Genomic DNA, 15,697 nt, shown 5'->3' on the forward strand with positions numbered 1-15,697 from the left:
CGCGCCGAAAGCAGCAAAACCTAGGGTAGGGTGCCGGGGTCTCACGCACGAGGCCGCCGATCTCGCGCAGTCCCGGCATGGCCGGGCGGCAGGCTCTCGCGGAAAACCCATTACCTTCGAAAGCACTTCGAGTGCGGTGCCAGCCAGCGGGCCACCGCCAGCCGGCGTATCGCGCTTCGGCGATCGGTTGCGGCTGTGGCGCGGCGCGCTGGACGGTCGTCGATTGCGACCAGGGAAGCGGCAATTCCTGACCGGCTTCGTCTTTTTCGAGCAGGACTGCCTTGCGCTGCCTCCGCCGCGCCTTCATTGTTTCCAACGTATCGAACTTGCCCGCGCGATCGGTGTTGGCGGGCGACACTTTTGATCCGCCTCAGGGACGGCTGAGCGGCCGTGCTCGTCCCGAAGTGCTGCGGCCTTCTTCTTGCGGTGCAGATTGCGAACCAAATGGAAGACAGGCATCGGGGGCAGGGCAGCCTGCGGCCGATTGCTGGCGAGATCCGGTTCCATCCCGGCATTGGGGAAAGTGGTGAGCGGGTCGAATTCATCTGGAATGCGCGGAGTAGCCGCGACCGGTGGGCCGTAGCTGAACAAGCGCGGGAGAACCTGCGAAGAAAATCCTCTGGGATCATCCCGGCGCCGGCGTCTGGGCGATGGGTCTCGACTGCGGAGGTTCCGCCGGTTGCCTTACGGGACCAGATTCCTGCGCCACCAGCAGGGCCGAATTTCAACGCAGACTGGCGGCGGAATGCGCGCGAAGGCGCCCTCAGGGATTTCCGCCGATGGCGCCCTCCGGTATAGGCATGTTAGCGGACGTATTTGAGGGCGTTTCGACAGTGGTGAGACAAATGGTGCTTTCAAGGCGGTCGACGTCATCAGCATGCATCCAGCTCGACCAGCCGAGGCGGCATTCGCCCAGCCGCGCCATCGGCATCGTTTCCGGTTCGAACGCGAAAAGTATATCCCACTCCAAAGGTTCGCGATTGACCATCAACAGAAGCTCGGCCATCTGAGCATGCCTGTCGCTCCCAGGCAGAAACGGTTCGAGCCGAGCATAGTCCGCCTTGCCGAGGCATATCCGGAACTTGCCCAGATCGTCATCGAGCTCGAAGCCGAGCACGCCGTCTTCGCCGAGCGTGCTGTTCATCATGCCGAGCTGGAACCGCGATTTCTCCTCGATGGCAACGCGGCGCGGCACGAACTCCTCGACCCGGCACGGAATGTCGAAGAAATTCGATATCGTCGCCGCGACGACATCGGCGGAACTGGAATAGAGCGACATAAGGCCGACATGCGGCAGCAAGGCTGAATACGAGATCTGCCCGATACGGCCACGATCCTCGATTGGAAAGCCGCACAAAGCCAGGAAACGCTTCGACAGCGCGTCCGTACCGCCTGCTTCATAACGCAGGAAATACCTGTACTTGCGCCAGACGACATGAAGCAGCGAAATCAGGCGATGGTTGAACAGATCCAACAGGTCTTCGACGGCCGAAGGCGCCACACCTTCTTCGATGATGCGCTCTGTGTAATGGGGCGGCAGCGGCGAGGCCGGGCCGTAGAGACCGAAGAAACTGACCCTGATGTCGACACGGTCCGGCGTTTCGCGCTGGGAGATCTCCGAGATGTCGCTGGCGCCGAAGCTGAGCGATCGCGTCGAGCGGAACCTGACATGCTCATCGCGCGGATCGCCGAGGCTACCGACGCGACGCGATGCGGCATGTCGCATCTCGATCAGCGTGACGAGCTGGTGAAAATGGATGAATTGCAAACCGGCCAAGCCAGGCTCTGGCGTCTTACTGCCGACCGGTGCGTCGCCAAGTGTCTCCGGCGCCGTTGTGGCAAGTTCGGGCTTCATCTCCACTGTCATAGAGCGGCTGCTTCGCCCCATCTCGGCGCCCACTCATAGGTGATGTTGGCATCCATGCCTGTGATGGAAAACCGGTGCAGGCTGTTGATGCTGGCATAAGATTTCAGGAAACGGTCGAGGACGGTCCCAAATAGATACATCTCGCCTTCACCGCCCATCCGGCTTTCGGAAACGGAGAGCGCAAGACTATAGGCCCTGACCGGCCTGCCTTGCCTGATGATATCTATTCCCTTGCGTTCGAAGCGGCGAAAGCTCGCCAGCAGGAGATCGCGCTGCTGGGCGGCCTGCTTGTCGGCGTTGGCGCGAAAGTCATACGCGCCAATGACCGTGCGCAAGGCGTCGACATCGATCAACGAAGCGAAATTACGCGCAAGGTTGGCGATCAGCGTCCACAGAATCTGGTCGTTGATTGGCGGTGGCACCTCGCTCCGGATGGGCGTGATGTTGGCGAAGTCGAGTTTTGCGGGTGTCGACGAGGTCGGTTGGTTGACGGCCCCGATGCCATGGCGCCACGCCAGTCTGCCATTCGAACAGATCAGTTTCATCGACACGGTCTCGGTTTCGGGCATGGCGATTTCATCGAGCCGCGTGACGAAGGACACATAGTGATCGACGCCGCTGCCCAGGACTGCGGGACGGACACTTGTTCGAAAGTAAAGCTTCTGCGCGACACCGTTGCCGAGATCGTGCCGGAAGCTCTCGAAAGGCTCATAGTTGACCCGCCTGCCGCTCCCTTGCACCCAGCCGGTGACCGTCTCGACGGCATGGACGCTGCGTTTCTCGGCACCGCCAATGGCACGGACCGGATATTCCGACCGACCGTGGGAGATCATTAGCGCCTGGCCCTCCGCCTCGAACAGGTTGATGGCGGGCGTGGCGTTGAGCACGAACTGGTCCGAAGTGAGGCGCGACGTTTCCGGAAACCGTTGGGACATGTCGAACGTCAGCTTGAAGCTGTCGGCCTGGATGCCGGCAAACGCTTCCAGCCCGCGAAGGCGCGCGTACATGAACTTTTCCGGGCAGGAGAAAAACTCCTGCATGACATGAAATCCGTGGAACGAGCTGCGCGCGTAGGGAAGTGTTGCCTCTTGCGGAGTGAAACCGACCGGCTCGATCGTCACGGCCGCAGGTACCGCGTTCGCGCCCTTGGCGGTAAACCGAACACCCCGCACCTTTTCCATGAAGAACAGATAGAGATCGCGGGCGACCGTGATGTCGCGGTGGCTGTTGAAGAACAGGGTGAGCGGCGCTTCGCCCAAGGCTTGCAGCCCGGCGCCTGCCCGACGCGCAATTGTCAAGGTCAGGCGACAACTATCCTTCAGATTGTCGAAATCAACGGCCGAAATTTCGAGCGGCAGGACGGTCAGGTCGTAGCTCGTCCTGAAAGCGACAGCCTCGCCGTCGATTGGCGCAGTTTGCACGGTGGTGCCGCGCGGCACCTGGATGCTCGCCGCGCTGGCGCCAGCCGCACATCGAAACTGGAGGGTGGTGATCGGAGCCACCGGCCGCAAATAGTGCGGCCACACCAGATGCAGCAAACTATGCGCCAGTTCAGGCATCTCCGCGTCAAGGCGTTGCCGCAGACGGCCGACAAGGAAGGCAAATCCTTCCATGAGCCGCTCGACGTCAGGGTCGGACGCGTCTCGCGCAAGATGCCGGGACAGTTGCGGATTCGCCTTCGCAAACAGGTCGCCCATCTCCCGAAGATAGGTGAGTTCATCCCTGTAGTACGCGTTGACGGACACTGCGCCGATCCTGCCCTAGCCGTTGAAGCGCATGTGGCCATCACTGCTCAGCACGGAATCGAAAGCCATTCGTACCGTCCGGTCCCGATAAGCAAGGTCGCCATTTACATGGAACACAACCTCCAGCGGCCGGGTCTTGTCCTCGATCGTCTTGACAACGACGTTGCGCAATCGCGGTTCGAACTGCCGGACCTGCTGCTCGACGTTGCGTGCGATCAATCCAACTGCGTTCCGGAAATTATTGGCGGCAGCGTCGAAATCGGCCAGCCCGTAATCCGTACGCGTTTCGCAGCACCCCTGTCGGCTGTTCAACAGAACGCGCAGGTTGGCGAGTATGCTGCCCATCACCGCAGTTTCGTCCTGAGACATGTCCGCGTTGACATAGGCGCGTTCGAGGCGCTGCAGAAGACTCACCGAAACCATTCCCAACCGTTCGATCTAGAGGGGACTAGAAAGAAGCTACACGTAGTCGAACACCGAGCCGGGCGGCACGAACGCCGTCAAGCTTTGTCCAGTTTGCCCGTCAGCGAGAGCGTGAAATTAGCACCCATATATTTGAAATGCGGCTGAAGGGCCATACCGACGCTGTACCAGCCGGGCTCGCCTTCGACGTCCGAGACCGTGATTTGCGCCTTGCGCAGCGGCCGGCGCGAGCGAACGTCGGCGGAGGGGTTGTCCTGATCGGAAACGTACTGGCGTATCCAGTTGTTGAGCTCGTTCTCCAGTTCACTGCTGTTTTTCCAACTACCGATGTTCTCGCGCTGCAGAACCTTGATGTAGTGGGCAAGGCGGTTGATGATCATCATATAAGGCAGCTGTGTGCCCACTTTGTAGTTGAGCTCCGCTTCCTTGCCTTCCGCCGAATTGCCGAAGAATCTTGGCTTCTGGACGGAATTGGCTGAAAAGAATGCGGCGTTGTCACTTCCCTTTCGCATGGTCAGCGCGATGAATCCCTGCTCAGCCAGTTCGAATTCCTTGCGGTCCGAAACCAGCACCTCGGTCGGTATCTTGCTCTGCAACTGGCCCATCGCCTCGAACGTATGGACGGGAAGGTTTTCAACAGCGCCACCGGACTGCGGACCTATGATATTCGGACACCAGCGATACTTGGCGAAGCTGTCGGTCAAGCGCGTCGCCAGCGCTATGGACGCGTTGCCCCACAGATAGTTCTCGGTCTTGCCGTTGGAGCCCTCCTCGTAGTTGAACGCCTTGACCGGCGTGGCCTCCGGTCCATACGGCGTGCGCAGCAGGAAGCGCGGCATAGCCAGGGCGAAGTAGCGTGCGTCTTCCGATTCGCGGAACGCGTTCCACTTGGCGTATTTCGGGCCTTCGAAGATGGATACCATATCCTTGAGGTTCGGGATTTCCTCAAAGCTGTCGACACCGAACATCGAGGGAGCGGCGCCGGCGATGATGGGCGCGTGCGCCATCGCGCCGACGCTGGCGCAGTATTGGGCAAGCTTGACGTCCTGCTGGCCCGGACCGAAGGCGTAATTGCAAACCACGGCGCCGACTGGCTGGCCGCCGAACTGTCCGTATTCGGCCGTGTAGATATGCTTGTAGAGACCGGCCTTGGAAACCTCGGGGCTGTCTTCGAAATCGGTCAGAAGATCGTCCTTGGAGACATTCATCATCTCGATCTTGACGTTCTGGCGGAAGTCGGTGCGATCGACGATGAAACGCAGGCTGCGCCAAGCCGATTCCAGCGTGGTGAACTGCTCGTTGTGCAGGATTTCGTCGACCTGCGAGGACAGCTTCTTGTCGATTTCAGCGATCATCTGGTCGATGGCGGCGCTGTTGACCTGGCCTTCGGCGCGTGAAGGCTTGAGCAGTTCGGAAATGAACGCCGCGACGCCCTTCTTGGCCACCTCGTAGCCGTCGTCGCTCGGCGCGAGTTTCGTGTGCCGCAGGATCTGGTCGAGGAGCGGGCCGTCGGTCTCTTCGACGACGGTCTTGGTTTGGGAAGCTGATTCAACCACAGCCATGATGCGGTGCCTCGCTAACTGACATGAAATCGTGGCTCACCTGAGGGGAGCCTACTCAACGATTGCGGCGCGGCCGGAATGGCGGTCATCAGTTCGGCGAGGAGCTTTTCGCGCGTCTGCTCGTCGCCGAGAATGCCCTGAATCATCTTACGGAACGCCGGGACATTTCCCAGAGGTCCCTTGAGCGCCACAAGCGCCTCACGCAATTCCAACAGCTTGTCGAGCTCCGGCGTCTGGCGCACGATCGCTTCGGGCGTGAAGTCGTTCAGGCTGGCGAACGTCAAGGAAACGTTCAGCTTTTCGGCATCCTCGGTGCTTTCGGCAAGCTTGTTGTCGGTTTGGATGTCGAGCGACAGATCATAGCTCTTCATCACATCGTTGAAATTATCCTTGTTGATGTTGACTAGCGCGCGATCCTCGACAGTCGTTTCGTCCGGTCGCAACGTATAGTCGCCGAGAACTAACATCTTCAGCGGAAGCTCGATCTCCTCCTTGGCGTCGCCGGTAGCCGGCTTATACCTGATGTTCACACGTTCTTTCGGCGCGACGGAAGATTCTTTCGCCATGATACCCTCGGCTATTCAACCGCAGCCGTCACATGCCTCCGGACCCAATGCCCAACGACCCTCCGGCTGCCCAGCGATCTGGTGGCAAGCATGACAGACTTTTTTGATCTTTTTGAGACAGCTGGATAAATGTTGGTCGATCGAGCTTGGCTCGGCTAGCTGACAGCCGAGGAGCCGAGCCTAGCAGCAGCGACGATGTCGAGTTCGGCCAAGGTCGCCATCACCTTGGCCTTGCGCTCGAGGGCCTCCCGCTCGTCGAGAAAGCGGCTGGCATTCTTGTGCGTGAAACTGCGCCAGGACAGGCTAGCGAGGGCAACAGCCAGTTGCGGCTCCCAGACGTCGAGAGCGCGTTCCTCCGCCGTCTGGCGCAGCGATGCGATCAAAGCGAGAAGCGGCTGCAGCAACTCGAAACGCAGGCAATATTCTCCGACATCCAGGCGGGCGCGGAACCGCTCGCGCTCGCCGAACCTGGTCTCGGCGAATTCGGTGAGCAGCTTCAAACCGGCCAGTATCTGGCCGGCTTGACCGAGCTTGCCGGCTTCTGCTTTCCTTTTGTTCATTTGGGAATCACCTGCGCCCTCGCGCTCGCCGGACTGGATCTCGCTTGCGATCCAGTTGAGGGTTTCGCCATTGGCAAAGGGCATGCCATCATTGAAGGACAGGCTGACGAGCCTTGGCGCTTTCTTGAGAAATGCGCAGAGCTGGCCGACAACGGCGCCGCAGGCGGCATCATAGTCGGCTCCGAGCGCCTGCATGGACTGCGCGACCAAAAACTGCGCGCCCAGCCAAAACGGCGAGGATACAAAAGCGCCTTCGGCCGAGAGCAGCAGCCCCTGATGATTACCGGCGCTACGCAGGGCCTGGATTTCCGCCAGCCTGGTCTTCTGCGGGGGCGGCAGCGCACTCTTGCCAGCATTGTCGGGCGGGCTGGTGCGTATCTGGCCCCAGATTGCAAGTCTTGCGCACAAATAGCCACGGGGATCGCTGGGTGCGTCCTGGCGCACCGCCGTCGCGACCTTGCCGGCGGCGGCGAAAATAGACAGCAGCGCCTTCTCGGTGCCGTCTTTTACGGAGATGTCGCCGACAACCGGCGGTGGCGGAGCAGACCGAGCGGTCTTGACCGCGGAAGCTGGTGCGGCGGCCGGAGTAGATGGCGCGGGCTCCGGCGGCGCGGCCACGGCGTTTTTCGTCGCGGCGTTTGCCCTGCTTGCCTCTTCCTGTCCGTTTGCCTCCGCTTCTAGCGCCGCGCGCGCCTCTCGCGCATAAGGCCGCAAGACACGCACCAGTGGGCCGAGCGCGACCGGGTTCTTCTGCAATTTGGTTGACAGGAACTCGTCCAGCCCGACGAGCTTGTCGTGGGCAACAAGCGCGTAGAGTTTCTTGTTCTCTGCGGGTGGCGTCGCCTCCACGGCTGACGCCAGTTTCTCGGCCATCCAGTCGAAGCTGCCGGCACGGCCGCGCTCGCGCTTCAGCGGCGGGAACAGCCCTTCCCAATGGTGCGAAACCATGCCTTGGAGGATCGAAAGACCAACGGCAAGGCCCTGATAGCCCTCTTCCCGGAAAAGGCCATAGGTAAGCCGCGAGGCAAGCACCAGATCCTTGGACCGTTTCTCCAGCACGTCAAGCGTGGTTCGGTTCAGGAACTCCCAGTCGACTGCGGCCGGCCCGGCCGTCTCCATCTTGCGGAATTCGGTATCGAGGACTTCGAATTGCGGATCGTCGCGCATGTCCTCGCCAGAGGAAGAGGCGCCGATAAGAGCGGCGCCGATCGCTATGCGAGGATCTTCGAGGAGCAAATGAGCATCGATCTCAGCCATCAGGCAACTCCTTCCCCCGCGCGAGACAAGCCAAGGCCCTTCCAGCGGCAACCATTGGCACGGTCTGCCTGTGCGGGCGTCCAACGTAACCGGATTGTCATAAGCGTGTAGATTGTAACTTCTATGACTCCGCGCGACGAGGCTGCCGACCTGTCTGCGCAGGATCGCGTTAGTCTTAGGGCCATCCATGTCGATGGACCAGGTTCAGGGAAAGGCGATCGCGGGAATCCTGAACATCTCCGACAGCGAAGATGGATGCGGTCACCGTATGCGCTGAAGCTTACCCCTCATGAGGCGCGTCGTTTCAATCGTATTGGTGGCGGCTTGAATCGCTTTCGGGATTGGGCCTCGCGGGGAACTGCAGAGCAAGTCCACATAACCTCATATGCGGTCGGCTCGGCGGAGCCTGCGCTCATATCCCGCATGCACGGGAAGTTTGCTCCAGATCCGCACCGTCTGTCGGCTTTGTAGGGTCCGTGACACAGCTTTGTTTAGCCGAGCCTTCTTTCCTCAGACAAGATAGCTGAAAAGCGGTCACAAAGCTTTTTCTTCAGCTCGATCAGCCAAATTGGCACGAGCTTTGTGTTCCTTCGTTGAGTGGCGGTAGCAACGCCGACCGGCATTGAATGGCGCGGGTAAGTCGCGATGGATGAAACGACCGAAGGGACAGTCAGATTTGCGTCAGACCGCACTCTATGGGAAGCGGGACGTTGGCAAGTCCACTGCCTCCCAAACGTGCGCTCGCACCCGACGCGGCGGCCGAATTCCGGCCGAAGAGAGCACTGCCAGGATTGAAGATGAAGTTGCAAGCCTCGACCTTTTCGGCCTAATCGGCTGCGACAAGCTGGCGGAGGCGGAGAAAGCAATACCTCCTCTGAAGCAGAGATCACATAACGGAGGTCTGGACGGGTCGAGACCCACAGAAACAACAATCGTGAAGGGGGGCGCACATCATTTCGGAGGCATTCGCCCAGCTTAAGGAAGAATAGGTGCGTAAGGATGCGAAAGACCATTGGGGCCAGAGGCGATGATGCCGACGAGACGAGCCGTATACCAGGGTGCCGCCGCCTCGGCTGTCCTATTCTTGACGGCATGCGCGCGCACGCCGAAACCCACGCCAATTGCCGTCACTTTGAACGTTGATGCGGGCATAAACCCGAATGAACGCGGGGAACCATCGCCGGTCGTGGTCGACGTCTATGAATTGAAGGGCATCAAAGCCTTCAACAACGCGACCTATTTCGATTTCGCTGACGACGCCAAGACCCTTGGCGCCGATATGATTTCAAGAACCGAATACGAACTCATTCCCGGAAAGGAGCAGAAGTATGATCGCGAGATTTCCAGCGAGGCCACTCACATTGCCGTCGTAGCCGGCTTCCGAAGTATCCAGTCCGCGCAGTGGCGCGACTCCGTCGAGTTGGATAAAGGCAAGAAGAACGAGTTCATCATCTACCTGACCAGCCTGGCCGTGCGCATCCAAAAGCTGCGCCGCCGGCGTTTCGGCGTGTTTTGAAAATGACCGGGATTAGACTGACACCAGCCCATGTCGCTGGCGCAATCGCGCGTAATGCAAGTGTGATTGGCGCAATCGAAGAGGAAACGTTCCTGAGGGGGTGCTGGTGAGTCCGACGGCAAAGCCGCTTTGGCTGGAAGGCATGTTCCTTCGACCGCACCATCTGCAGCAGTATGACCGCTGGATCGAGAGTAATCTCGAACAGCGGGTTTCCGGCCTTCTGGCTTACCCCTGGGGGCTGCGCAATCTGCGCATCGATGCCGATGCGCTCAAGAACGGCCAGATCCAGGTTTTGGTGGTCGATCTCGTCTTGCCGGACGGGACGATCTATTCGGCTCCGGCGGCGCAGCCGCCACCACCGGCTCGGCACATTTCGGCCGATGGTCAGGGCAAACGGATCTATCTCGCGGTGCCGGTGCGGGCCGTGGGCGGAATGGAGGTCTCCGAAGGCGTAAGCGCCGATCAGCGCTTCAGCAAGACGGCGACCGATGTGCGCAACAATGCGCAGTCGGATCGCCCGCCTGCCGGAATTTTCGTCGCCACCCTCAACATGCGGGTGGTCATCGAGGGCGAGCCCCTTGATGGAATGGTTTTTGCTCCAATCGTCGAGGTGGAAGCGGTCGACTCGCAAGGCCGGATAACCTTGTCGGAAACCTTCATACCGCCGATCCTGGTTTCTGGAGCCGGCGCGGGACTATTGGCGATCATGGAACAGATCCGGGGGCTGCTCAAGAACCGCGCGCAGGTCCTTGCCGCCGGAGTGGCTGGCCAAAGCGGAAACAATCGGGCTGGCGTGCTCGATCTGATGACGCTCGCAACGGCAAACCGCTACGAGATGCTGTTCAATCATTTGATCGTCGCCGGCCTTCACGCGCCGGAAGCCATCTATCGCGAGTGCATCGCGCTAGTAGGCGAACTGTCGGCCTATGCCGCGGCGGGGCGCCAACCACCGGACCTGCCCGCCTACAACCATGTCGCGCTCAGGGAGACGTTCGAACCGATGCTGTCGGTGATGCGCAATCTGCTCAGCATCGTCGTCGAACAGAATGCACTTAACCTTCCGCTGACCGAGCGCGAATTCGGCATCTGGCTCGGCGAGATCGAGGACCGCACGACGTTTTCCGGTCGCCGCTTTGTTCTTATCGCGCAGGCCAATGTCGCGCTAGAAACCATCCGTGTGCAGATGCCGATCCAGATCAAGATCGGACCAGTCGAGCAGATACGCGATCTCGTCAATCTGCAGCTTCCCGGCATCGCGATCGAGCCTTTGTCCGTGGCGCCCCGCGAGATTCCCTTCATCCAGAATGCCGTCTATTTCGAGCTGGACGCAAACAATCAGCTGTGGTCGCGATTTCCGGGGTCCGCCGCTTTTGCACTGCATGTCAGCGGCAACTATCCAGGATTGCAGCTTGAGCTTTGGGCGATACAAAGGGGCAACGGGCAATGAGCAATCCGCTTGACGATGTCGATCATCCGACGGTCACGCGTCGTCTCAGCCCGCGCGCGCGCACCGCGTTGGCGGGCGGCGAGGCGCGCCAGCCCGCCGATGATGGCGAAGACGAACCCACGGTGGCGGTTCAGCGGCCGCGAGGCGCGCCCGCCGACATGCAGGCCGGCTCCTCCTTTCTGCAAGGTGTGGCGCGCGTCGTTCAGCAGCTCGATACAATGCCGGAAAGAACACTGGTGCGCGCTGCGGCGCCGCTTTTCCTGATAATCGCCCAACTTCGAAATTCGATCGAGAGCGCCGACGTCCCGGCGCTCCGCCGTCAGGTGACCGAGGAGATGGAGCGTTTTCAGCTCGATGCCCAGAAGGCCGGCATAGACGCCGGCAACATCATCGCGGCGCGCTACATCCTGTGCTCCGCGATCGATGAGACCGTGTTGATGACGCCGTGGGGAAGCCGGAGCCAATGGAGCGCCAACAGCCTTCTCAACCAGTTCCATAACCAGACCTGGGGCGGCGAAAAGGTATTCACGATGCTCGACCAGATCAAGGGCAATGCCGAAAAGAGACTGCCGCTCCTTCTCCTGATCCACAGTTGCCTCATGCTCGGGTTTGAAGGCCGATATCGCGTCCTGGAGCGCGGCCGGGACCAGTTGGAGGACTTGCGGAACGAACTCTCCAGGACGATCCGCCGGTTCAGCCAGGCGAAAGCCGCCGAGCCGCTGTCCAAGGATGCGGTTGGCGAGTGCAAGGGGCGTAAACTCAAGGCGTTCGTTCCGTTGTGGATGATCAGTGTCGGCGCGCTCAGCCTGCTCGTCATCGTCCATGTCTACGTGGATGTGATGTTGTCGGGGCTGGTTCGCCCCGCTCTGACCAAAATCCAGACGCTGGTCACTCGATAGGCATTCGCGCGATGCTCAGGACATACTTTGCTAGCATCCTGCGGACGAACAGTCTGATCGTCATCTTGGTTTTGATGCTTGCGTCGGTCCTGCTTTGGTTTTTTGGCGGCGCGGTTACGGTTGGTGGCACCAGCCCGTTCGAGATGTTGGCGTGGCGCATCTATGTGATCGCGGGCCTGTTCATCGCATTTTTCCTCATCACCTTCCTGCGCCATGTTTTGGCGCGGCGAGCTAACGCCAAGCTGATCAACTCGATGATCGCCAATGACGAGCTCGTGTCGATGGGCAACGATCTTTCAGCCGACGAGGTCGAATTGATACGCGAGGGTTTTAAGCAGACCCTGAAGACCTTGCGCGACAATCCGCTCGGCGGCGGCAAAGGCCGCAACTATCTGTTCGAATTGCCCTGGTATGTCATCATCGGCCCGACCGGGACCGGCAAGACCACCATCTTGCGCAATTCCGGTCTGGACTTTCCGCTCGCTGCGGACGGACAGGTCGCGTCGCAGGGAATAGGTGGAACGCGCGACTGCGACTGGTGGATATCGAATGAAGCGGTGCTGATCGACACCGCCGGGCGCTATACGACGCAGGACGTCAACCAAGGCATCGACGCGGCCGTTTGGGGCGGGTTCCTTGGCCTGCTCAAGCAGCATCGGCGACGGCGGCCTCTCAACGGCATCCTGTTGGCGATTAGCATCGCCGATATCGCGCTTGCCAGCGAGACGGAACGGATCAGGCAGGCCGCGGTTCTGCGCCAGCGTTTACGTGAGCTGCATCGCACGTTCGAGATGCGCCTGCCGGTCTACGTGCTTTTCACCAAATGCGATCTGATCGCCGGCTTCGAGGAATATTTCGATGCCACGGAGGAGACCGAGCGCGAGCAGGTCTGGGGTGTGACCTTCCCTTACGACGACGAGCAGATGACCTTCGGTCCGCTCTTCGAGACTGGCTTCATGGATCTCGTCGCCCGCATCGAGCGTCAGCTTCCGGCGAAGTTGGCGGCCGAGCGCAACAACGGCCGACGCTGCCGCATCTACTGCTTTCCGCATGAGTTCGCCAGCCTGGGAACGGAACTGCGCGGGTTCGTCAGCGACGTGTTCCGAGTCAATCGCTACGAAGCCCACCCGCTGCTGCGCGGCGTGTATTTTACATCCGGAACCCAGGAAGGCACGCCGTTCGACCGGTTGCTTGGCGCCATGAGCCGCAGCATTTCGCTGGCGCCTAGCCAGCATCTGCCGATGAGCGGCCAAGACAAGGCGTACTTCATCAAGAAACTTCTGACCGATATCGTCTTTGCTGAGCAGAGTCTCGTTGGCAGGAGCACCAAGTTCGAACGTCGAATGAGGGCGATGTATGTGGGAGGGTATGTGGCGGTCGCTATGGCCGCGCTGGGTCTCTCGGCCCACTGGCTGCATGGCCTCAACAATGCCGAAGTCACTGTGGCGCAGGCGAGCGTGGCGGCCGACAAGCTTCAGGCGCGGCTAGGCGATGCCGACCGAAACCGACAGCTCGCCTCGATCTTGCCGGCGCTGAAGGCCGCGCAGGAGCTGGAGCGGAAAGTAACGACAGACAACTGGTGGCTCACCGGTTTCTTGAGCGTCGATCCCAAGCCGGACCTGTCGCCTGCGGCCGACGCTGCTTATAGGAACATTTTGCGGAATTATCTGCTGCCGTCGATCACCTCGCGCCTGGCGACCCAACTCCAGCTTATGTCTTCCGCTGTCGACACCAACAATCCGCTGCTTCGTGACCAGCTTGCAACGTACCTGATGCTGACGACGGGAGAAAATTACGACGAGGGCAAGATCAAGCAGGCGTTCAGGGAAATTGCCGATGCCGCCTTTCCGTTCAGTGCCGAGGACAGACAGGCGATGGTGGGCCACATGGACCAATTGGCGGGGCTGCTGCCGGCGGCCTCTACGTCCGATCGTTTGATCATTCAGCGGGCACGCAACCGGCTGAACGAAGTTCCGCAGGCAACGGACATCTACCAACGCATGATCGTAGACGCCGAGCGGCGCTACCAATTGGCGCCGATCAGTATCTCCAGCATTCTCGCCACAAGTGTGTTGAGGGTCGATACAAGCGCACGGGGCGGCACGAACGTGGTTCCTGGCCTTTATACCAAGGCCGGCTTCTACGAATTCTTTCTGCTGCATCTGCCCGAATATATTCGCAGTTCCACCAGCACAGACTGGGTGCTTGGCAAAGATCTGAGCAACACCGGCTACGACCAGCTCGCCAAGAAGGTCGTCGACCTCTATGTCCATGACTACATCGCTGTGTGGCGCGGCGCGATCAATCAGGTCAGGATCGTCGATTTCGAGACCCTCGGGCGGGGCCAAACCGTCCTGCAGGAACTATCCAGTCCGCAATCGCCGCTAACGAGACTTCTCACCACGTTGCGCGACAACACGGAACTGCCCCTGCCGAGCGCCAATGGTGACGATGCCGCTACCGCCGGCCAGGGTGCCTCTGCCGCCGGAGCCCCTGCTCTGGCCGGCATTGCGGACGCAGCGATGGCGTCGGCCACCGACGCGCTGGCGAAAACGGCGATATCGACCGCCTTGGGCGATGCACCCTGGCCGGGAACGACGATCGGCGCCGAGTTCAAGCCGCTGACGTCGCTAGTCGACCCACAAGGCACGCATGGCTCGTTCGACAAGGTACAGCAACTGTTCGCCGACCTGCTCGGCGATGTCTCCGGTGTCGCGACGGCTCCCCAACCGGATGCCGCAGCTTTTGATTTCATTGCCGAGCGCGCCAAGAATCCCTCGAACGACAATTCCGCCAAGTTGCGCGCCGAAGCGGCCACGACGCCTGAACCAGTGCGGTCCATGGTTGACTTCGTGGTTGATCGCAACTGGCAGCTTATGATGGCGCTAAGCTACAAGCACATGAACGCGCTGTGGCAGCAGGATGTCGTGCCGGTGTGCAATGCTACGCTGGCTGGCCGTTATCCGTTCGCGCCCGGTGCCGACGAAGATGTGTCGCTGCAAGATTTTGCCGATCTATTCAAGCCGGCGGGCATAATCGACAAGTTTTTCGCCGACAACATCGCCCCTTTCGTGAGCACAAGGGGCAAGCAACTTACGCCCCTCTTTCTTCGGGGCATAAGCATAGGTTTTTCGGATGAGTCGCTCGCGCAGTTCTCGCGGGCCCAGACGATCCGCGATGCGTTTTTCGGCCCGGCCGGAACTGCCCCGGAGGCGAAATTTACGGTGGAGCCCACGTTCCTCGGCCCTAAAGCCTTGAAATCCTCATTCACGCTCGATGACGTGGCAATGGTCTACCGGCACGGCCCGGTGCGTGCGCAGGATTTCGTCTGGCCGAGCAAGGTCGATGCCAGCGTTGCGCAGCTAGAGATGACACTTCTCGACGGCACGTCGCAGTCGCTCCAGAGGACGGGCGCCTGGTCCATTTTCCGGATGCTGAATTCGTTGGGCTTGTCGAAAGCGCGGGGGCAGGACCAGTTCGTCTTTTCGATGGGCAAAGGGGGTTCGAAGGCCAGCTACCTGCTCAAGGCCAGCAGTGTGATCAACCCGTTCAATCTCGGGCTGTATTCATCATTTCGTTGCCCGCCCGCACTCGGTGCCCGTTCCAAAAAGAGCGTGATCTTGAGGAGATGATGGTCGAGCGCGGCATTACGGTCGATCGCACGACCATCCACCGCTGGACGGTCCGCTTCGCGCCCTTGTTGCTCGAGCGTTTCAACCGGCGCAAGCGTAGCGTGACCGGCAAAGGGCATGTCGACGAGACCTACAGCAAAGTCCGTGGCCAGTGGATGTACTTCTATCGCGCCATCGACAGTGTCGGCGACACAGTCGAGTTTTGGTTCAGCGAGCAGCGCGA

The 15,697-nt window shown here is 60.4% G+C and carries 11 protein-coding genes and 1 pseudogene; 5 read left to right on the plus strand and 7 right to left on the minus strand.

All coding sequences use genetic code 11. The features are described 5' to 3' along the window. Positions 1-303: 303 nt before the first annotated feature. From ACWGTO_RS29600 to tssA, 7 genes are all read right to left on the minus strand, one after another. On the minus strand, positions 304-591 hold the full coding sequence (locus ACWGTO_RS29600) for a hypothetical protein (protein WP_454578322.1): 288 nt from the start codon (positions 589-591) through the stop codon (positions 304-306). Between the two features lie 172 nt (positions 592-763). After that, positions 764-1,855 carry a type VI secretion system baseplate subunit TssG gene (gene tssG, locus ACWGTO_RS29605; protein ID WP_454578323.1) on the minus strand — a complete coding sequence of 364 codons (1,092 nt, stop codon included), beginning with the start codon at positions 1,853-1,855 and terminating at the stop codon, positions 764-766. 8 nt (positions 1,856-1,863) lie between these two features. Next, entirely contained in the window at positions 1,864-3,612 is a 1,749-nt protein-coding gene (tssF, locus tag ACWGTO_RS29610; protein WP_454578324.1) for a type VI secretion system baseplate subunit TssF, read from the minus strand. A gap of 15 nt (positions 3,613-3,627) precedes the next feature. Next, on the minus strand, positions 3,628-4,026 hold the full coding sequence (gene tssE, locus ACWGTO_RS29615; RefSeq protein WP_454578325.1) for a type VI secretion system baseplate subunit TssE: 399 nt from the start codon (positions 4,024-4,026) through the stop codon (positions 3,628-3,630). Between the two features lie 86 nt (positions 4,027-4,112). Further along, positions 4,113-5,597 (minus strand): type VI secretion system contractile sheath large subunit, encoded by a 1,485-nt coding sequence (gene tssC, locus ACWGTO_RS29620; RefSeq protein WP_454578326.1) that lies wholly within the window; start codon positions 5,595-5,597, stop codon positions 4,113-4,115. A gap of 14 nt (positions 5,598-5,611) precedes the next feature. Then, positions 5,612-6,163, minus strand: coding sequence for a type VI secretion system contractile sheath small subunit (tssB, locus tag ACWGTO_RS29625; RefSeq protein ID WP_454578327.1), 552 nt, complete (start codon positions 6,161-6,163; stop codon positions 5,612-5,614). Between the two features lie 155 nt (positions 6,164-6,318). Then, positions 6,319-7,980 carry a type VI secretion system protein TssA gene (gene tssA, locus ACWGTO_RS29630; protein ID WP_454578328.1) on the minus strand — a complete coding sequence of 554 codons (1,662 nt, stop codon included), beginning with the start codon at positions 7,978-7,980 and terminating at the stop codon, positions 6,319-6,321. A 1,027-nt stretch (positions 7,981-9,007) separates the two neighbouring features. Here tssA and tssJ point away from each other — a divergent pair. The 5 genes and pseudogenes from tssJ to ACWGTO_RS29655 form a co-directional block, all read left to right on the plus strand. Further along, complete coding sequence (gene tssJ, locus ACWGTO_RS29635; RefSeq protein WP_454578329.1) at positions 9,008-9,496, plus strand: type VI secretion system lipoprotein TssJ; 489 nt, start codon at positions 9,008-9,010, stop codon at positions 9,494-9,496. A 106-nt stretch (positions 9,497-9,602) separates the two neighbouring features. Then, complete coding sequence (gene tssK / locus ACWGTO_RS29640) at positions 9,603-10,943, plus strand: type VI secretion system baseplate subunit TssK (protein WP_454578330.1); 1,341 nt, start codon at positions 9,603-9,605, stop codon at positions 10,941-10,943. A gap of 68 nt (positions 10,944-11,011) precedes the next feature. Continuing rightward, positions 11,012-11,842: a type IVB secretion system protein IcmH/DotU gene (gene icmH / locus ACWGTO_RS29645; RefSeq protein ID WP_454578331.1), complete on the plus strand. Its 831-nt coding sequence runs from the start codon at positions 11,012-11,014 to the stop codon at positions 11,840-11,842. A gap of 74 nt (positions 11,843-11,916) precedes the next feature. Then, positions 11,917-15,474, plus strand: coding sequence for a type VI secretion system membrane subunit TssM (gene tssM, locus ACWGTO_RS29650; RefSeq protein ID WP_454578335.1), 3,558 nt, complete (start codon positions 11,917-11,919; stop codon positions 15,472-15,474). Next, positions 15,456-15,697 (plus strand): annotated as a pseudogene (locus ACWGTO_RS29655) (DDE-type integrase/transposase/recombinase); the annotation flags it as partial. The gene tssM and the pseudogene ACWGTO_RS29655, both read left to right, overlap by 19 nt.

It is taken from the genome of Mesorhizobium sp. PL10 (assembly GCF_053714315.1).

Bases quoted from the DNA above. Each gene is read 5' to 3' on its own strand.
- tssG (WP_454578323.1), bottom strand. From the start codon at position 1,855: ATGAAGCCCGAACTTGCCACAACGGCGCCGGAGACACTTGGCGACGCA.
- tssC (WP_454578326.1), bottom strand. From the start codon at position 5,597: ATGGCTGTGGTTGAATCAGCTTCCCAAACCAAGACCGTCGTCGAAGAG.
- tssB (WP_454578327.1), bottom strand. From the start codon at position 6,163: ATGGCGAAAGAATCTTCCGTCGCGCCGAAAGAACGTGTGAACATCAGG.
- tssA (WP_454578328.1), bottom strand. From the start codon at position 7,980: ATGGCTGAGATCGATGCTCATTTGCTCCTCGAAGATCCTCGCATAGCG.
- tssJ (WP_454578329.1), top strand. From the start codon at position 9,008: ATGATGCCGACGAGACGAGCCGTATACCAGGGTGCCGCCGCCTCGGCT.
- tssM (WP_454578335.1), top strand. From the start codon at position 11,917: ATGCTTGCGTCGGTCCTGCTTTGGTTTTTTGGCGGCGCGGTTACGGTT.